We start from the raw sequence: 18,685 nt of genomic DNA on the forward strand, positions 1-18,685 counted from the left end.
GGAAGCAGGCTCCAATAAGAGTTATTGGCGACCGGTATGCTCTTGAAATCGTGAAAACGAGCTCCAATGAGGGCTATTGGCGACCGGTAAGCCATCAAAACCATCTGAACGGGCTCCAATAAGTGCTCACTCCCTTCCCTTCTCTCCCACAAAATGTGACAATAATAGAGAAAAAATAAACTTTTACCACTGGTGCTCCGTCTATTATTAAGACAGAGAAAGGAGATGTTCATCCTGGAAGAGTTTGTTGCCGACTTAATCAAATCAGATGATGATGAATTACTATTTAATGAAATCATGAGCAGATATGGTCAAGACATATTGCAGCTTGTCTATTCATATGTTCGAAACAAACAATTAGCGGAAGATTTGACACAGGATATTTTTGTGAAATGCTACAAAGCACTTCATACATACAAGCAAAATGCTAAGCTAAAAACTTGGCTTTACAAAATCGCCGCCAACCATTGCAAGGATTATTTACGAAGCTGGTATTTCCGAAAAGTGATGGTATCTGAAAAAATGACAGAAGTGACGGGTTCATCAAGCGAAAATGTTGAACAAGCTGTCCTTGAACGCGTAGAGGAACAAACACTTGCGAATGCCGTCTTGAAGCTGCCGATGAAATATCGTGAAGTTATCTACCTCTTCTATTTTGAAGACATGTCGTTGAAAGAAATTGAATCCGTTTTGGGAGTAAATCAAAACACCGTTAAATCAAGGTTGAAGCGTGCAAAAGTTCTATTAAGAGAAGAATTGGAGGGGTTTGAGGATGGAAAATAAACTAAGAAATCTAAAACAATCAATGAAGAACTCTGTTTTTAAAGAGTTAGTGTTTACCGAAAAGCACCAAGAAGCGATTAATCGCAGAACAAAGCAGGAGAACGTTCTCGAAGCCAGCCTTCAGCTTCTCCGTACGGAAAAAACCGGAATAGAATTGGTCCAGCTTTTAAGGGCAAGAAATATTACAAGATTTGAAGAACAAGAAGGTTTAATCTACGCCATGCTCCACCAATTAGAACAGGATGCCCTATTAACAAGCCGCTGGGATGACCAGTTCAAGTATTACGTCTTAACCCAAAAGGGCAAGAAATGGTTGAAAAAACTTGAAGTAAATCGCAGTTCAGAAATACCACTTCTAAAAAAGCTGATTGAAGGTGAAAGCTCATGATGAAAAAGGAATTCCTTGCTTCGGTCATGACTCACGTTCGTTCAAAAGATGCCAAGAAAATCGTGACCAAAGAGCTTGAGCAGCATATTAAAGCAAATACCGACCATTATTTAAAAGATGGATATTCCGCTGAAGAGGCGGAACTAAAAGCTGTCGAGCAAATGGGCAGTCCCCTTGCCATCGGAACTAAATTTAATAAAATCTATAAGCCAAAGCTTGACTGGACGTTAATTCTTTTATTTCTAACTGTTTTAGGGCTAGGAACTTTACCCCTCCTAGTTTTAAAAAATGCGGATTTAGCCTTAAGCTGGTTATCAAAGGGGGCTGGCATTTCCTTAGGGATTCTCATCGTCGGCGGGTTATTGTTTCTCAATTATAAAAGCTGGGAAAGAAAAGGCTGGATCTTTTTCACAATTGGCACCATCATTCTTTTGATTGCCGCCAGTGGAATGAATTTGTATTGGTTTATAAAAACCATCAATGGTCGTCCTTACTTCACAATTGGTCTATTTTCGACTGATACAAGTATCGTTCTTCCCTTTTACCTGATCGCCTGGGCTTCATTCTTCAAGAATCCCAAAATGAAAACTTGGCTGCTAGGACTATTATTTGTTATCTCTCTTACATTATTATTTAACACCTTAAATTTTGCGAGTTGTTGTGTTTATTTCATGATGGTAATGTTTATGTATTGGTTTAGCGGCAGGAAACAAATTGTAATAACAACCTTGCTAGCTGCCACCTCTACTGTGCTTGCGGCAGTTGTTTTATGGAACCAAATGGTCCCATTCCGAAAAACCCGAATACATGCATTTTTAGACCCTCACAAGTTTCCATCATCCGAGGGGTACATAGCAATTCAGGCAGAGAAGATTCTTAAGGAAGTGTCATGGGGCTTTCAGTCAATCCCGAAAAACGGGCTGTTCATTCCTGAATCGCATACAGATTTTGTTTATTTGACACTTACTTATTTATTTGGCTGGGGGTTCTCGCTTTTCCTGTTAGCGATTTTATCAGTAATCATTGTTAAAATGGCGCTTATGGCGGTAAAAATAAACGACGAGTTTGGAAAATTACTGATCATTGGCGGCCTAACCATCTACTCCGTCCAATTACTTTATAACATTGGGATGATATTCGGCCTCCTGCCGATCATCGGCATGTCGCTTCCCTTTATTAGTTACGGCACCGTTCCAATCCTAATCAATAGCATGGTGATCGGAATAGCACTGAGTATATACCGTCGAAAGAATTTAATCATAAACTAAGCTGCACTTAGAGGAAGGATTCGTGTATGAATCCTTCCTCTATTTTCTATTCCATTTCCATAAACAGAAAAGAGAACCCTTGATCTAAAGTCAAAGGTTCAAAGAAGAACTTAGTGGTCTAGACCAAGTTCTTAAATAGGAGGTCAAAACTCAGAAGAATTTTAACAACATTATCTTACCATTTTCAAAATATTCTTTCAACGAATTGAAGCTGTAAAGAGTGAAAGTGATTCAAATGGCATGCAACGGTACATGCCATTTGGATTACTTCATAAACATAATTTGTCTATCTAAATTGTCACTTAACTTTTCCCCTCATCCCCCTGCCATAAGCATGACTACACAATTATTGTCAGACCATAAAACAATAATCCGAAATACCCCCCACTTTTCTAATCAAATCCAATCATCAAAAAAATTTTTAAAAAATCCTTGTTGACATACCTGTATATACAAGTTAAAATGAAAACGTAATCAAAACTTGTATATACAAGCAAACCGAGCTAATGAAAACGCACACACGCCTGTATATAAAAAGGATAGAGATAAAATTGGGGTTTATATTCCATTTAAACAGGGGGAAAGACTAATGAGTAAGTATACTGAGCCATCTAAAGAACTACTAGAACAAATTGGCGGTAAAGAAAACATTGCAGCGGTTACCCATTGTGTAACAAGAATGCGGTTTGTTTTAAACGACCCATCGAAAGCAAATATTAAAGAAATTGAATCAATTAAACTTGTAAAAGGTACCTTCACCCAAGCAGGTCAATTCCAAGTAATCATCGGAAATGAAGTGTCAAGCTTTTACAACGACTTTATCAAAATTGCCGGTGTAGATGGGTCATCTAAAGATGAAGCAAAAGTTGCAGCAAAACAAAATCAGAATTGGCTACAGCGGATGATGGGGCATCTAGCTGAAATTTTCACGCCATTAATCCCTGCCCTTGTGGTCGGAGGTTTGATCCTCGGCTTCAGGAACGTGATTGGCGATATCAAATTACTTGAAGATGGCACCAAAACGATTGTTGAAGTATCCCAGTTCTGGGCCGGTGTCCATGCCTTCCTCTGGCTGATTGGTGAAGCAGTCTTCCACTTCCTCCCAGTCGGGATTACCTGGTCAGTGACGAAGAAAATGGGCGGTTCGCAAATACTTGGTATCGTCCTTGGGATTACACTCGTTTCTCCACAATTGCTTAATGCCTATGGCGTATCGGGTGCAAAGGATATTCCGGTATGGGATTTCGGCTTTACGCAAATTAAGATGATTGGTTACCAAGCACAAGTCATTCCAGCTATTTTAGCCGGTTTATTACTAGCTTTCTTGGAAACAAGACTTAGGAAAATTATTCCAAATTCAATTTCGATGATTGTTGTTCCGTTCTTTGCGTTAATTCCAACGGTTTTAATTGCCCATACAGTATTAGGCCCAATCGGCTGGAGCATCGGTTCTGCAATTTCACATGTTGTATATTCTAGTTTAACATCCGCTTTTGGCTGGGTATTTGCCGCAATCTTTGGTTTTGCTTATGCACCGCTTGTTATCACTGGTTTGCACCATATGACAAATGCGATTGACCTTCAATTGATGGATCAGTTTAAGGGCACAAATTTATGGCCAATGATCGCTTTATCCAATATTGCTCAAGGCTCTGCCGTCCTTGCTATGATTTTTATCAATTGGAAAAATGAAGAAGAAAAACAAGTATCGATTCCAGCAGCCATCTCTTGTTACTTAGGTGTAACCGAGCCAGCTATGTTTGGGATTAACTTGAAATATGGCTTCCCATTCTTAGCTGCTATGCTGGGATCAATGGCTGCAGCAGTCATTTCCGTAAGCAGTAATGTCATGGCCAACTCGATCGGTGTTGGCGGTATTCCTGGATTCTTATCCATTCAGCCGCAGCATATGGGTATGTTCGCCCTTTCCATGGTCGTAGCAATTGTCGTACCATTCATTTTGACCATTGTCTTCGCCAAAACTAGGATGAATAAATTTTCTTTCAAAAAATAAATAAAACTCCAGTAATGGAGGGAGATACCTCCCTCCTTTTTATTATCATTTTTCAAAAAAAACAGGTAGGTGTTTATTGTGCAACAAGAATGGTGGAAAAAAGCAGTCGTCTATCAAATCTATCCAAAAAGCTTTAATGACACAACGGGAAATGGTATCGGAGACCTTCAGGGCATTATTGAAAAACTTGACTATTTAAAAGAACTAGGAGTCGATGTCCTCTGGCTCACACCGATTTACCAATCCCCTCAATGTGATAATGGGTATGATATTAGTGATTATTATTCCATTCACGAAGAATATGGAACAATGGAAGATTTCGACTTGCTGCTGGATGAAGCCCACAAACGCGGATTGAAAATCATCATGGATATTGTTATCAACCACACGTCCACTGAACACGAGTGGTTTAAGCAAGCTAGATCTTCTAAGGATAATCCATACCGTGACTTCTATATCTGGAAGGATGGTACGGACGGCGAGCCGCCCACAAACTGGGAATCCAAATTTGGCGGCTCTGCATGGGAATATGATGAAGTAACGGAACAGTTTTACCTGCATTTATTCGATGTCAGCCAAGCGGATTTAAACTGGGAAAATGAAAAGGTCCGCCAAGTTTTATATGAAATGATGCATTTTTGGCTGAAAAAGGGCGTTGACGGATTCCGTCTTGATGTGATTAATCTCATTTCCAAACATCAGCAGTTCCCCCAAGATAATAGTGATGGGCGCAAATTTTATACTGATGGACCACGCATCCATGAGTTTCTCCATGAGATGAACGAACAGGTTTTTTCAAAATACGATATCATGACCGTCGGAGAAATGTCATCTACTTCGATTGACAATTGTATCAGGTACACCAATCCTGACCAAGAAGAGCTAAATATGACGTTTAGCTTCCATCATTTGAAAGTCGATTATTTAAATGGCGATAAATGGACGAAGGCAGATTTCGATTTTCAGTCTTTGAAAAATATCCTCTCAGAATGGCAGGTCGAAATGAATCACGGCGGTGGCTGGAATGCCCTTTTCTGGTGTAATCATGATCAGCCTCGTGTCGTCTCTCGTTTCGGCGATGACGGAAAATATCACAAAGAGTCAGCTAAAATGCTGGCGACAGCGCTGCATCTGATGCAAGGAACGCCCTATATTTACCAAGGCGAAGAATTTGGGATGACCAATCCGAAATTTGAGTCAATTGAAGACTATCGCGATGTCGAGTCTTTAAATATGTTTAACCTCAAGAAACAGGAAGGTTTGGACGAGGCAGTGATTATTGAAATCCTCAAGCAAAAATCACGGGACAATTCGCGGACACCTGTACAGTGGAATGGCAGTGAACACGCAGGCTTCACGACAGGAACACCTTGGATTGCGACAGCTGCGAACTATCAAGACATTAATGCTGAAAAAGCCGTTAACGATACAGACTCGATTTTTTATCACTATCAAAAGCTAATTCAATTAAGAAAAGACTATGAAGTGATAACTGATGGTGATTTCGAGCTTATTTTAGAAAACGATAGCGAAATTTTTGCCTATGTACGAACAAGTGGAACGGAAAAACTACTCGTCATTAATCATTTTTACGCCAATGAAAAGGTATTTATCCTCCCTGCTCATTTACAGCTTGATGATTATGATAGTAAGGTGCTAATCTCTAACTATGAGGATTCTGCCCCGCTTGGACAAGGTATTCTCATGCGGCCGTATGAATCGATTGTGTACCACCTGAAAAAATGAACGGAGCTGTCGTGATGACAAATAAATACCTAACCATCTATAACAACATTGTAGAGCAAATTAAAAGCGGAGAAATTCCGGCACAGACGCTTCTCCCCTCTGAAAACGACTTAAAGGTTCAATTCGATACATCGAGGGAAACGATTCGAAAAGCGTTAAACCTGCTCTCACAAAATGGCTATATCCAAAAAGTAAGAGGAAAAGGTTCGATTGTCATCGACATCAGTAAATTTGATTTCCCTGTTTCCGGACTAGTCAGCTTTAAGGAATTAGCGAAAAAAATGGGCAGCAAGCCCAAAACCAATGTCCACGAGCTTGAGTTAGGTAAGCCTGATAGTTTTATCAGAAAACAGCTCCAGCTTTCTAGTAAAGATCTCGTTTGGAAGGTTGTCCGAACTAGAGAAATGGGCGGGGAAAAAATCATATTAGATAAAGATTACTTAACTAAAAAATTTGTGCCACACTTAACGGAAGTTATTTGTGCCGATTCGATTTATCAGTATCTTGAAGACGAATTGGGACTTACGATTAGTTTTGCAAAAAAGGAATTTGTTGTAGAAGAACCAAATGAAGAAGACCGCGGGCTTTTGGACCTAGAAGGGTTTCACAATGTTGTTGTCATTAAAAACTATGTTTATCTAGATGATGCCACCCTTTTCCAATACACTGAATCCAGGCATCGTCCTGATAAATTCCGCTTTGTTGACTTTGCCCGGAGAACACGCTGATAATTGAGTTGGGACCTGCTAGTTATTTGCTAGCAGATCTTTTCTAATTACTATTAGTTTACTTGCACTAAAAGACTTTATCTATGAATTTTGCTACAATGGGGTTATTAATTACTGAGGTGATGTGCATGTGCGGCCGCTTCACATTAACAGCAACTTTCGAAGAAATCATCGATCGCTTTGATATTCAATCCTTTATGGAGGAAGAGCTTTATTCGCCAAGCTATAATATCGCTCCCTCCCAGGCAGTCCTAGCTATTATCAATGATGGGAAAACGAACCGAATGGGCTTTTTAAAATGGGGGCTCGTCCCACCATGGGCAAAGGATGGATCCATTGGTAATAAAATGATCAATGCGCGGGCTGAAACAATCGCTGAAAAACCAAGCTTTCGCGCCGCTTTCAAAAAGAAACGCTGCTTAGTCATCGCCGATAGCTTTTATGAATGGAAACGCCACGAAGATAAATCGAAAACACCAATGCGCATCAAACTAAAATCGAATGATTTGTTTGCTATGGCCGGTATTTGGGAAGGCTGGAAATCACCGGAGGGAAAAACACTTTACACTTGCTCGGTCATAACAACGGGACCAAATGAACTAATGAAGGATATTCATGACCGGATGCCTGTCATTTTACTGCCGGAAAATGAAAAAACTTGGCTGAATCCATCCATTTCAGATTTCAACCAACTCCATTCATTACTAGTTCCCTTTGATGAAAATTTAATGGAGACATACGAGGTATCTTCGCTCGTAAACTCACCGAAGAATAACTCGATTGACCTGATCCAAAAAATTTGTTAAAAAAATTTTAAAAAAATGGACATGTTCACTACAAGCAAGTACAAGCTAATTCATATGATGTACTAACCCATAAAGATTTTCCTTCTTACAAAGCGGCTCCGGCCGCTTTTTTTTAATGTCCAATGCAGCCAAAACAAAATAACGGTCTTATTATCATTTTCAGCGAATATAGTTTAAAAATACACAGGATTTCATGAGGTCCTTTTTCTGAATAGAGTCAATGAAAGGAGAATAAGATGTTTTTTATTCCAACAAAAATCAATATTGGCGACATTGATATTAATAGTGCCGAACATAACAGTGCCATATCATTTGGAGAAAACCTTCTCCAAAGAAATAAAGTATTTGCGAAGAAAAACCAAGGGTTTGGTCAACAGCTTGGCGATATCACGTTTGATTTTTGCCCCATCCATATTACCTTCGATGACGATATGATCGATAAGCCTGTGGTAAAGAATAGCCAGTAAATTTCTTTGGTAAAATCTAAGGCATAGGAGTGAGCGAATTGAATATCGCACCAATGGCCATCAATTTTTTAGGATTTAAGGTAAATTCAATCGATAATTCAGCCTACGTTAATTTGGGACCGAACCAATTTGTCGATCAGTTTGTTGCTTACAAAAGAAATCAGGGAGTTGGCGAACAGAATGGTGACATATCGCCTGTTAATATCCCCATTTCTTGGGTGGTTGACCCAGATGTAAATGATACCAATTCCATAAAGAACAGTGTTATTTAACGGGTTTTGATTTAATATCAAGGGGTGATATTTTGGTATTCGCACCGATGGTTGTGAATCTCGGAGGTGTAAAAGTCAATTCAATCGACCACGCATCCGTCCTCAATTTTGGACCTAACCAGTTTATTGACCATTTTGTATCATACAAACGGAATCAAGGTTACGGTGAGCAAAATGGAGATTTGGTTTCCATGATCATCCCTATCTCCTATATCTTAGATTCAGACATTAGCGATGCCTTGATCACCAAAAATAGCATTGTTTAAAAAACAAATACCCCCTATCCGGTTTGGATAGGGGGTAAAATCCTTGATTTCTCAAGGATTTTTTTAAAGCAATGCAAGTTTTTAATTTTACAATCCAATCATATTAACAGTAGTGTTCAAAAACTTCCATCAATGCTGGCCCGGAAAGCCGGCTCCCATTCCCCCATGTCCGTGATATCCGTCCCAGCCTCCATGGCCACCATGACCGTGATATCCGTCCCAGCCTCCATGCCAGCCATGACCTGGGTATCCTCCCATGCCTCCATGCCAGCCATAACCCGGGTATCCTCCCATGCCTCCATGCCAGCCATAGCCTGGGAATCCTCCCATACCTCCATGCCAGCCATAACCTGGGTATCCTCCCATGCCTGGATAGCCTCCATAGCCGCCTATGGTGCCGTATCCTCCCATGCCTGGGTACCCTCCCATGCCGCTATAGCCACCAACACCTGGAAATCCTCCCATACCTCCAAAACCGCCCATAAATTGTCTTGTATCAATCATTCGAGCATCTCTCCTTTATTTAGGTTACAGTCTAGACTATGTCGAAATCCTGAAAAGGCATAGGCAAATGTCCTATTTTTCAGGAAACAAATTGGTAAATGGATGTCGTATCGAAATCAAGGTTTAGTGATTCAATAATATCCTCCAAAAAATAAATAGTAATAATTACGATTTAATATTAATAAGATAGTTTCATAGAGGATTATTCTCTTATAAATATTTTTATGAAGTCATTATCTTACTAGAAGAACATACTATTATGTTAGGAACTAATAGAGCTAAGGAGGAATCTATTATTTTGTTCTACTTAACTAAATTCATAAAAGGTAGTTTAAGCATTCTATTATTTTGTCTCTTCATTTTTCTATTTCTTTTTGCGGAGCTAGTAAATAAATTGGCTATTTTCGATAATTTCCCTGGAGCTTTTTTCAATGTCAATACGATTTTCCTTAGCATTATCTTGGAAGCGATTCCGTTTATCTTGTTGGGTGTCTTTGTATCAGCAATCATTCAATCCTTTGTATCAGAAAATACGATCGAGAAATTAATGCCTCGGAATCCTTATTTGGCCGTTATACCTGCTGCCTTAATTGGCATCATTTTTCCTATTTGTGAATGTACGATTATTCCAGTTGTTCGCCGATTGATTAAGAAAGGAATGCCTGCACATGTAGGTGTTGTCATTATGCTTAGCGCCCCCATAATAAACCCTGTGGTCTTTGCGTCCACCTATTTTGCATTTAAAAGTACGCCTTATATGGCAAATGCAAGAATGTTTGTTAGTTTTATCTGTACGATTATCATTGGATTGATTGTTTATCGGTATTTCAGGAAAGCTGACGTCTTAAGGACGAAGAACCATGTTCATCACCATAAACATCATCATCCGCAGAAAAATAAACTATTGACAACTTTTTATCATGCCAGTGATGAACTATTTGATATGGGCAAATATTTGTTTATTGGTGCTTTCTTGGCAAGTTTGTTTCAGGTTTTTTTCGATCGGAATATGTTGTTATCACTTGGGACAAGCACAGCCGGCGCACCAGGAGTAATGATGGGCTTGTCCTATGTTTTGTCAGTCTGTTCTGCGGCCGATGCCTTTATTGCTTCGTCCTTTAGTTCCACTTTTACAAAAGGTTCATTGCTTGCTTTCCTCGTATTTGGCCCGATGCTGGATATCAAAAATACGTTCATGTTATTTGCTTATTTTAAAGCGCGATTCGTCTTATTTCTGATGGTTGTGGTCCCCATTGTCGTTTATGTAACGATTTATATTTTTCAATTTACAGTTTGGTAGGAGGTTTGCATAATGAAAAGAATGAATAGCGAAAAGAAAACCTATCACCATCTAATCAGGGGTATTATTATGATCGGTTTTATGCTTCTGTTATTGAAACTACTCCTTACCAATAATATCACCTTTTTTATTGCACCAAAGATGAACGGTTTTATTTACTTTACATTATTTGTCTTTCTCCTAATAGGGGTTCTATTAATATTTCGTGGGACATCTGAAGAAAAAACACACTATGATTGTGAATGTGAGGGAGACCATTCCTATCCAAAATCGAAATTAATGAGCTTGTTCCTTTATTCCATCTTTATTATTCCCATTACTACCGGGCTCCTTTTTGCCGATCATGTCCTCGGCAGCTCTGTTGCCCAGAATCGAACCCTCAAACTTGGCGCAGATACGCAGGATATGGCAAACATTCAACCAGTAAAAAAGAAGAGCTCATCGTCTAATCCAAGTCAACCTGATTCCACTCCTGATTCTTCATCTGCGGATATGCCGGAACCATTAACACAAAATGAATATTCGTCATTAGCTAGCAACCTTTTACAAGCTCCTAGCATTAATGTTACGGACAACGCATACGTTCCGATGGTCAATATTATTCAAGAAAACTTGGAGAAAATAATAGGCAAAACGATTACTATTAAGGGATTTATCTATCGGGAAAAAAATTTCTTCCAAGATCAAATCGTCATTGCCCGCTATGGAATCACTTGCTGTGTAGCAGATGCCTCCGTTTACGGAATGATGGCTAAAGGGGATGTATCCGGCTTGCCAAAAGACAAATGGATACAAGTTACAGGTACAATCGATCAAACCATATTCGACGGGGCACCTATTCCGATTATCAATATTCAAGATTATAAAATGATTTCTGTCCCTAAACAACCGTACGTTTATGATGTCGGGGTGAGGATAGAATAGATATATAGTGGCTATAGGGGTTTACTGGCGGATATGTCTCCTATACTGGCAGAAGCCGTCACCTATTGAAAAAAAGAGCTTAGATTTTCTAAGCTCTTTTACCTAATTGTCAAATGATCTTGTTTGCGGAACTTGAATGATTTTTCTGCTTCTCGTTTTCAAAACCCTGGAGAAATGAAGAACCACCTTCTGCACAATAAAACCTACCAATAAAATCAGGATTAAGATGAGTGTAATCGTAGCCCCGGGAGGTGTTCCTAATTCATATGAAGAAACGAGACCGGCAAATATACTTACAATCGATGTAAGTTCAGCAACAAGAATTACCATGGTAAATCCCTTTGCCAAGCGAATAGCAAAAGCCGCCGGCAGGACAAGCAGCGCGGAAACCAGTAATACACCAATGGTTGGAATAATCACCGAAATTGCCAGTCCCGTGATAATACTGAATGAGAGGGAAAGCAAATTGGTATTAACACCACTTGTATAGGCAGTGTCTTCGTCAAAGGTCATCAAATACAATGGTCTTTTGAGGACAATAAAATAAAGGATGATGGAAGCTGCAACCACTGTTAGTACCTTTACTTGTAACGGACTAATCGTCACAATCGAGCCAAATAAGTATTGATCGATTGAAGTTGAGGTCCCGCCACTACTGATACTCATCAAAAATAAGGCAAACGACAGTCCTGCAGCCATCAGGATGGCAATCGATACTTCAGAATAAGTCCTGTAGGCACGGCGCATATATTCAATTCCAATTGCACCGATGACGACGATTAAAATACTAGAAAATGTAATATTGATATGAATAAAAAAACCAATTGCAACTCCTGAGAGTGAGATATGGGAAAGCGTATCTGCCATTAATGCCTGACGCCTTAAAATCAGGAACACGCCTAATAAGGGCGCAATAATGGCAATTACACCTCCAGCCCATAAAGCCCGCTGCATGAATTCAAGACTAAGCATTTCCATCCCCCATGTTCCCCCCTTTCCAACTGTAGTGTTTTTGTAAGAAAAGGATCTACCTCGTCCTGGTTATGAGTCACCATAATGACTGTTCTTCCATGTTCTTTTACTTGATGAGATAAAAATTCGTAAAACGCTTTTCTACTGCTAGCATCCATTCCTGTCGTAGGTTCATCTAACACGAGTAAGTCAGGTTCGGATGCTAAGGTCCGGGCAATACAGATTTTTTGTTTTTGCCCTCCTGATAGTGAACCTATTTTATGATGACGAAACTCCCACATACCTACCATCTTTAACGCATTTTCTACAATTTTTACATCGAGACTGTTTAAGCGCTTGAACCACTTTCCTTTTTTAAAACGGCCAGAACGGACAAGCTCCAACACGGTACTAGGAAAACCCGCATTAAATGAAGCAATTTGCTGGGGCACATACCCAATCGTAAGTGTTTCACCTCTCACGTTAGTCTTGCTAACAGATATGTTGCCTTCCCATGGTTTAAGTAATCCAAGCAGCAACTTAATCATCGTGGTTTTGGACGCGCCGTTTTGTCCGGTTATCCCTACAAACTCTCCACTTTCAATTTCAAATGAAACACCATTTAGACTTGGTAAATGGTTATAGCCAAACACAATATTTTCCACGGAAGCAAGATTCATTATTAACACCTCTCTTTACTATTTATCCAAATTAATGAGGAAACGAAAAAGTGTATACACTTTTTCGTTAACATGAATTCCTTATTTTTCTGAGAGTGTTTCCACAAGGGACTTTAGGTTATTTTTCATGATTTCAATGTAATTTAATCCCTTTTCCTGTTCCGCTTTGCTTAATCCTTCAAGCGTATTGAGGACCTTCGTTTTTGCTCCAATTTCGCTTGCCAGTGTTTGTGCTACTTTTGGGGAAGCCAACTCTTCAAAATAAATCGTATGAAGATTATGTTCTTGCGCAAATGTTTTAAGCTCCGCTAATCTTGCGGCACTTGGCTCCTCTTCCGGAGATAGCCCAGCAATCGGGACCTGCTTAAGACCGTATTCCTTTGTCAAATAACCAAAGGCGGCGTGTTGGGTAATAATTTCTTTTCCAGCATACTCTTTTAAGCTATCCCTAAAGCTTTGATCAAGACTTGTAAGTTGTCGGATGTAATCTTGACTATTTTTCTCATAAACTTCTTTATTTTTTGGATCTTTTTTCACAAGTGCCGCTGTAATCGTCTCTACTTCTTTTTGTGCAAGCGCCGGGCTGAGCCATACATGTGGATCCATGGCATGACCATGATCATGGTCATGCTCTTCCCCATCCTCTTCCTCAGCAGTCCCTTCCATTAAAGTAACCCCCTCACTGGCTTCAATAAATGATGGTCTTTTATTTTTATCGAGTGACTCCTCCACCTTCGGAACCCAAGTCTCAAAAAAAGGACTATTATAAACCAGAAGATCAGCTTTCTGAATGTTAGCCATATCCTTTGGTGATGGTTCCCACGCATGGGGCTCTGAACTTGCAGGAATTAATAGATCCACTATTGCTTGATCGCCTGCAATGCTTTTCGTAAACTCATACATTGGATAAAAAGTAGTAACGATATGAAGCTTTTTATCCCCATCAACGCTACCTTTTTCATTAGTTGTTTCTTTTGAACTGCATCCGGAAATGAATGTCAAACATGCCAGCGTTACAATGCCAGTCTTTATCATTTTCATTAGTTTATTTTTTTTCAAATTACTCTCTCTCCCTTTTTTAATCGTAATAATTACGATTTACATTCCAAAATAAACCGCACTCTTCACTAATTTCGTTACTTTGTTTCTCTATGCAACGTATGTCGTTTTAACCGTGGGCAATACTTTTTCAATTCGAGGCGCTCAGGGTTTGTTCGTTTATTTTTTGTTGTAATATAATTTCGATCTCCTGTTTCTGTACAAGCTAAAGTGATCGTTACTCTCATTTTTTTCATCCTCCAGTAATTAATTTATAGCTGCCTCTGTAAACACGGGCAGTGGATCGTTGAACTTAGACCAATCCTGTGACAATTCATCATCGGTTAGTAAACATTGATCAAGCGAACGCTCCATTTCCGTTTGGTTCATCTCAATTCCGATTAACACAAGTTCAGTTATTCGGTCTCCGTAAGTATTATCCCAACGCGCTAACAATTCCGGTTCTTCTTTTAATATTTCCTTTTGCTCTTCCTTTGAATAGGATGCAATCCATTCTCCGGCTCCCTGGAAGGTGATCGATGGACCCGCTTGTGAAAGGAGGCAAGCGATATTGTTTCGTGATGCCAGCCAAATAAATCCCTTTGCCCGGACCACTTCAACTGGCCAATTTTCTAACCAATTCATTATCCGTTCTGGGTGAAATGGCTTTTTTCTTTTGTAAACAAACGAAGAAATACCATATTCCTCTGTTTCCGGGATGTGTTCCTCATTCAATTCCTTTAACCATCCTGCCCCTTGACTCGCTTGTTCAAAGTCAAACAAGTTCGTATCCAAAACCTCCTCCAATGGAATGACGGAATGGTTGGTTTCTAAGATTAGAGCATCAGGATTTAACTTTTGAATGACTGCCTTTAATTCCCTTATTTCCTCATTATCCACGAGGTCGATTTTATTTAGCAGGATGACATTGGCAAACTCGATTTGATCAATCAGTAAATCCACCACTTCTCTTGTATCATTGAGGTCGGTAGCCTGTTTTCGATCAATTAAGCTTTCCCCTGATGAAAAATCATGCCAAAACCGATTGGCATCGACAACGGTGACCATCGTATCCAAACGACAGAATTTTGACAAATCAATCCCTAAATTTTCATCCACGTATGTAAAAGTTTGCGCAACTGGAACTGGTTCACTGATCCCAGTTGATTCAATTACGATGTAATCAATATCACCTGTTGAAGCTAGTTTTTCCACTTCGATAATTAGATCTTCCCTTAGCGTGCAGCAAATGCAGCCATTCTGCAGTTCTACAAGTTTTTCATCGGTTCGTGAAAAACCACCTTGTTTTACAAGCATGGCATCAATATTTACTTCACTCATGTCATTTACAATTACCGCAACCTTTTTATCCTCACGGTTTTCCAAGATATGATTAAGCAGCGTCGTTTTACCAGATCCAAGATAGCCGCTTAACACTGTAACGGGGACTTTGTTTCTTCTCAACTCTACATCTCTCCTTCGTTTTGTTTTCAGCAATTATGAATTCCACATATTATATTGCAGATAAATCACAATCATTACGATTTAAAATCTAAAAAAAATAAGCAGTAGACGATGCCTTCTGTCATCCACCTATATATAATAAATCGTAACGATTACTATTTGCAAGTGTTTTTTTATTTTTTCTCATATTCCCTCCATTTTTTATGAGTTATATAACTCCAATTTCCATGAAAAAAGGATAGATTAAGCAGAAATAACTGCTTCTATCTATCCTTTTCGAGTTAATCATTTTCGTTCGTGCTATCTTGATCCTTATTAAACCAAAGCGGTTCATTGTCATCCTCGTCGCCGTTATAATTGATGAGGATCTCTTCCCCTGCTTTAATATCTTTGTAAGCATAGAAGTCAAACGAATGATTCGGAAAATTAATTTCATAAGTGGCATTTGGCTCATACGAGTGGTTAAATAACATGCCATATCCTAAAACGAATGCGGTGTGGTTCACACCATATTCAAATGCGTAATCGGCAAGTAAGGTTTTTTCGATGTGAACATGCTCCTCATTAGGATATGGAATAACCGGTGCTTGATGAATCAGCTCCCCTTTTGCTATATCACGCGTTGCAAATACCCCTCTATTTAAATCACCATCACTAAGCGTTGAAGTTTTAATCTCAATCATATTAATCACCTATAAATTCTTTCATAAAAAGATTTTTTACCTCTTAAGCTTGCCAGTAAATAGGACAGAAAGCAAATGTTTTTTAATGGTGCCTCACAACATTTTATGTACTATTTTCCTCATAGAAACATAAGATAGAATATACGTTCGTAGGGAGGAGAGGAATTTTGATGAAAAACAATGATTCTTTCATTACAGGAGAGATGTTGGTCAAGTATTACGAACTGAATAAACAGAAAAAGGAAATTGAGCTGGAAATGAATGGATTAAAGGATGCTTTTCAAACTTATTTTAATAACTTGGTTGGCCCCGAGCATAAAGGTGAAGTCACCATCAGCGGTTACAAGCTCCAAAGGCAGATTCGAAAAACGGAAAAGTATGATGAAGACGAAACGATTAAAAGATTAGAAGAATTACAGATGAATGAGCTAATTCAAGTTGTTAAAAAGCCGGATCATATAAAAATTAAATCAGCTCTAAATTTAGGGTTATTAAATCCTACTCATATGGAGGGCTGTATCATAACCACCTACTCACCGGCAATTATGATAAAACCAATCACTCCCAGATAATCCATTTCCAATGTTGATGACCCGTTTGCTTAAAAGAGCTTAAGCAAACGGGTCTTTTCTAGCGGTTTCCGGTCCTTGCTATCAAACTCTATCAATAAACAAGCAATCTGCTAGCTAACTGATATTCATGCCAGCTAATCGCTCTATCTTTATATTAGCGGACAGCTTATTCCCAAATTTTATATTGATTTTCAATATTGTCTAAACCAATCCTTCCTCGCTGCATGCTTGGCGGACAGCTGGAGTTATACTTTTTTATTTTCTTATTTATTTCAGTGATTAAGTTGCTTAGTTCAGACTCCTTTGCATTTCCTTCCTTTAATTTTAGCGCCTTAGCGATCTCTTGCCTTATTTCCTTTTGCAAGGCGACAAATGGCGGCAGGTACCCTGCCTCTTTCGCGGTATTGACGAAATTGGAATAAATATCACCTGATAATAACCGAGATGGTAGTGGTTTTCCGAATCCCGGGTGTTTCTTCATTTCCTCATCCAAATTATAATCTTTCGAAACTTGATCCATCCAATTAACATGACCATCATCTTTTTTAGAAGCCATAGATTTTCTTCCCCTCTCTGTTTCACACTTTATGTTCTTTATTCGCTATTTTCCGTGGATATTCCTCTGTTAATCAGCAAAAAAGCAGACCATGACGGTCTGCTTTTTGTTAGGTTTATTCGCCTAAATCGACGTTGTGGTACACTTGCTGAACGTCTTCTAAGATTTAACGAAAAACATTGATATGACAACGTTTATATTACTCACTTTATGTATGAAATTGATTACATTTATTATAATTCAATTGGTGGACTTTTACAATAATAAAACTTCCGATTATCATAACATTTCAACTAAATTTACTAAGTTGTACTCTCACAAGTTAATATCATTAATCCCCTTTTGGTAAAATCCCGATTGAATACTTTGTGATTCTTTTCTACAAAACTAAATACATTGTTCATTTTGAACCTATCTCTATTCACTGTATTATCTTGAACAACAACGGTAATCTGATTTTGCGGAATTATCATTTGTGCGTTTAAATTAACAGAAAAACTTTTATTATCCACAATTGCAGGAACAAAAACAGATTCCTCTTGTATCGTAATGTAGACAGGATCACCGAATTTGTCTAAGACAGGATTCCCGTTTTCATCCCTCTTAATAACTTTTTTAGTTTCACCCTTCATTTCAAGAGTATAGTTACAATGTCTCATTAGGCTTTTATATTTTGTTGTACGCTTAGTTAATGATTCTGTCACAACTAAGTATTTCTCATTATTAACCGTCACTAAATAGCCCTGTATGATTGGCTGAACACTATGTATATACCTTTGTTCATACTCATTCAATACAACACTTAATGGATTAGTAATAATGGCTTTCATTTCTTTATCATTAATTAATACATTTTGCCCTGCTGAATCAATAAGAAACTGAACATCATTTTCATTTACACTAAACAAGTCATTCTCCCCCTTCCTTAATCAGTAAACAACATGAAATAGTTAGATTCATTTTGCAATTGGTCATCCGTTTTCAATGTTCTAATTTTGCGTTCCAATTGGTCTATCCGATTCATTAAATTCTCTTGAAAGTGTGTCACGGACATATCGTCAATTTTGTATGCTTTCATTCCGCTTGGATTGTTAGCAATTGATTCAAGGATAGACAAGGCAGCACGATAAATATTTTTCTTACTTGTTGCTGATTGTGGTTTATAGTCATCAAATGGCTTTAATTCATTTTCTTGAAGATAAACTATTAATTCATCTTGTTCTAATTGAATACCTTTAGTTTCAAGTTCCAATCGTTGAAGGTTATTCACACTTT

Annotated in this window: 23 protein-coding genes; 13 read left to right on the forward strand and 10 right to left on the reverse strand. The window is 38.6% G+C overall.

Annotated elements, in window-relative coordinates; translation table 11 throughout:
- Positions 1–234: 234 nt before the first annotated feature.
- The 10 genes from AA980_RS22050 (at position 235) to AA980_RS22095 (ending at position 8,738) form a co-directional block, all read left to right on the forward strand.
- Positions 235–783 carry a sigma-70 family RNA polymerase sigma factor gene (locus tag AA980_RS22050; protein ID WP_034725000.1) on the forward strand — a complete coding sequence of 183 codons (549 nt, stop codon included), beginning with the start codon at positions 235–237 and terminating at the stop codon, positions 781–783.
- Complete coding sequence (locus AA980_RS22055; RefSeq protein ID WP_024030671.1) at positions 773–1,171, forward strand: PadR family transcriptional regulator; 399 nt, start codon at positions 773–775, stop codon at positions 1,169–1,171. The genes AA980_RS22050 and AA980_RS22055 overlap by 11 nt, the downstream gene beginning before the upstream one ends.
- Positions 1,168–2,439, forward strand: a complete 1,272-nt coding sequence (locus AA980_RS22060) for an FtsW/RodA/SpoVE family cell cycle protein (protein WP_034724995.1) — start codon at positions 1,168–1,170, stop codon at positions 2,437–2,439. The genes AA980_RS22055 and AA980_RS22060 overlap by 4 nt, the downstream gene beginning before the upstream one ends.
- Before the next feature lie 589 nt (positions 2,440–3,028).
- Positions 3,029–4,453 carry a PTS system trehalose-specific EIIBC component gene (gene treP / locus AA980_RS22065; protein WP_024030673.1) on the forward strand — a complete coding sequence of 475 codons (1,425 nt, stop codon included), beginning with the start codon at positions 3,029–3,031 and terminating at the stop codon, positions 4,451–4,453.
- A 78-nt stretch (positions 4,454–4,531) separates the two neighbouring features.
- The gene (gene treC / locus AA980_RS22070) at positions 4,532–6,199 is read left to right on the forward strand and encodes an alpha,alpha-phosphotrehalase (protein WP_024030674.1); all 1,668 of its coding nucleotides are present in this window, start codon (positions 4,532–4,534) and stop codon (positions 6,197–6,199) included.
- 14 nt (positions 6,200–6,213) lie between these two features.
- Positions 6,214–6,927: a trehalose operon repressor gene (treR, locus tag AA980_RS22075; protein ID WP_024030675.1), complete on the forward strand. Its 714-nt coding sequence runs from the start codon at positions 6,214–6,216 to the stop codon at positions 6,925–6,927.
- 128 nt (positions 6,928–7,055) lie between these two features.
- Positions 7,056–7,733 (forward strand): SOS response-associated peptidase, encoded by a 678-nt coding sequence (locus AA980_RS22080; protein WP_024030676.1) that lies wholly within the window; start codon positions 7,056–7,058, stop codon positions 7,731–7,733.
- 236 nt (positions 7,734–7,969) lie between these two features.
- Complete coding sequence (locus tag AA980_RS22085) at positions 7,970–8,200, forward strand: spore germination protein (RefSeq protein WP_024030677.1); 231 nt, start codon at positions 7,970–7,972, stop codon at positions 8,198–8,200.
- Positions 8,201–8,253: 53 nt separating this feature from the next.
- Positions 8,254–8,472 carry a hypothetical protein gene (locus AA980_RS22090; protein ID WP_034725002.1) on the forward strand — a complete coding sequence of 73 codons (219 nt, stop codon included), beginning with the start codon at positions 8,254–8,256 and terminating at the stop codon, positions 8,470–8,472.
- Between the two features lie 32 nt (positions 8,473–8,504).
- Positions 8,505–8,738, forward strand: a complete 234-nt coding sequence (locus AA980_RS22095; RefSeq protein ID WP_024030679.1) for a hypothetical protein — start codon at positions 8,505–8,507, stop codon at positions 8,736–8,738.
- 129 nt (positions 8,739–8,867) lie between these two features.
- Here AA980_RS22095 and AA980_RS22100 read toward each other — a convergent pair whose 3' ends face one another.
- Complete coding sequence (locus tag AA980_RS22100; protein ID WP_047771938.1) at positions 8,868–9,242, reverse strand: hypothetical protein; 375 nt, start codon at positions 9,240–9,242, stop codon at positions 8,868–8,870.
- A 298-nt stretch (positions 9,243–9,540) separates the two neighbouring features.
- On the opposite strand from AA980_RS22100, the gene AA980_RS22105 reads away from it, so the two are divergent.
- Both AA980_RS22105 and AA980_RS22110 read left to right on the forward strand, forming a co-directional pair.
- Entirely contained in the window at positions 9,541–10,542 is a 1,002-nt protein-coding gene (locus AA980_RS22105) for a permease (protein WP_024029015.1), read from the forward strand.
- 12 nt (positions 10,543–10,554) lie between these two features.
- On the forward strand, positions 10,555–11,466 hold the full coding sequence (locus AA980_RS22110; protein WP_024029014.1) for a TIGR03943 family putative permease subunit: 912 nt from the start codon (positions 10,555–10,557) through the stop codon (positions 11,464–11,466).
- 102 nt (positions 11,467–11,568) lie between these two features.
- Here AA980_RS22110 and AA980_RS22115 read toward each other — a convergent pair whose 3' ends face one another.
- From AA980_RS22115 to AA980_RS22135, 6 genes are all read right to left on the reverse strand, one after another.
- Complete coding sequence (locus AA980_RS22115) at positions 11,569–12,444, reverse strand: metal ABC transporter permease (RefSeq protein ID WP_024029013.1); 876 nt, start codon at positions 12,442–12,444, stop codon at positions 11,569–11,571.
- Positions 12,390–13,097 (reverse strand): metal ABC transporter ATP-binding protein, encoded by a 708-nt coding sequence (locus AA980_RS22120; protein WP_024029012.1) that lies wholly within the window; start codon positions 13,095–13,097, stop codon positions 12,390–12,392. The genes AA980_RS22115 and AA980_RS22120 overlap by 55 nt, the downstream gene beginning before the upstream one ends.
- A gap of 81 nt (positions 13,098–13,178) precedes the next feature.
- Positions 13,179–14,138, reverse strand: coding sequence for a metal ABC transporter substrate-binding protein (locus AA980_RS22125; RefSeq protein WP_034724269.1), 960 nt, complete (start codon positions 14,136–14,138; stop codon positions 13,179–13,181).
- A gap of 95 nt (positions 14,139–14,233) precedes the next feature.
- The gene (rpmG, locus tag AA980_RS26610) at positions 14,234–14,383 is read right to left on the reverse strand and encodes a 50S ribosomal protein L33 (protein ID WP_066087106.1); all 150 of its coding nucleotides are present in this window, start codon (positions 14,381–14,383) and stop codon (positions 14,234–14,236) included.
- A gap of 19 nt (positions 14,384–14,402) precedes the next feature.
- Positions 14,403–15,599: a GTP-binding protein gene (locus tag AA980_RS22130; protein WP_024029009.1), complete on the reverse strand. Its 1,197-nt coding sequence runs from the start codon at positions 15,597–15,599 to the stop codon at positions 14,403–14,405.
- Positions 15,600–15,880: 281 nt separating this feature from the next.
- Positions 15,881–16,282 (reverse strand): SET domain-containing protein, encoded by a 402-nt coding sequence (locus AA980_RS22135; RefSeq protein ID WP_024029008.1) that lies wholly within the window; start codon positions 16,280–16,282, stop codon positions 15,881–15,883.
- 170 nt (positions 16,283–16,452) lie between these two features.
- Between AA980_RS22135 and AA980_RS22140 the strand changes: the two genes are divergently transcribed.
- Positions 16,453–16,854, forward strand: coding sequence for a hypothetical protein (locus tag AA980_RS22140; protein WP_024029007.1), 402 nt, complete (start codon positions 16,453–16,455; stop codon positions 16,852–16,854).
- Positions 16,855–17,020: 166 nt separating this feature from the next.
- Here AA980_RS22140 and AA980_RS22145 read toward each other — a convergent pair whose 3' ends face one another.
- The 3 genes from AA980_RS22145 to AA980_RS22155 all read right to left on the reverse strand — a co-directional run bounded on the left by AA980_RS22145 (position 17,021) and on the right by AA980_RS22155 (position 18,680).
- On the reverse strand, positions 17,021–17,410 hold the full coding sequence (locus AA980_RS22145; protein ID WP_024029006.1) for a DnaJ family domain-containing protein: 390 nt from the start codon (positions 17,408–17,410) through the stop codon (positions 17,021–17,023).
- A gap of 302 nt (positions 17,411–17,712) precedes the next feature.
- Positions 17,713–18,318 (reverse strand): hypothetical protein, encoded by a 606-nt coding sequence (locus tag AA980_RS22150; protein ID WP_024029005.1) that lies wholly within the window; start codon positions 18,316–18,318, stop codon positions 17,713–17,715.
- 17 nt (positions 18,319–18,335) lie between these two features.
- On the reverse strand, positions 18,336–18,680 hold the full coding sequence (locus AA980_RS22155) for a hypothetical protein (RefSeq protein ID WP_024029004.1): 345 nt from the start codon (positions 18,678–18,680) through the stop codon (positions 18,336–18,338).
- Positions 18,681–18,685 lie beyond the last annotated feature (5 nt).

Origin of the sequence: Neobacillus vireti (genome assembly GCF_001026695.1) — a bacterium.
Classification (GTDB): domain Bacteria; phylum Bacillota; class Bacilli; order Bacillales; family Cytobacillaceae; genus Neobacillus; species Neobacillus vireti.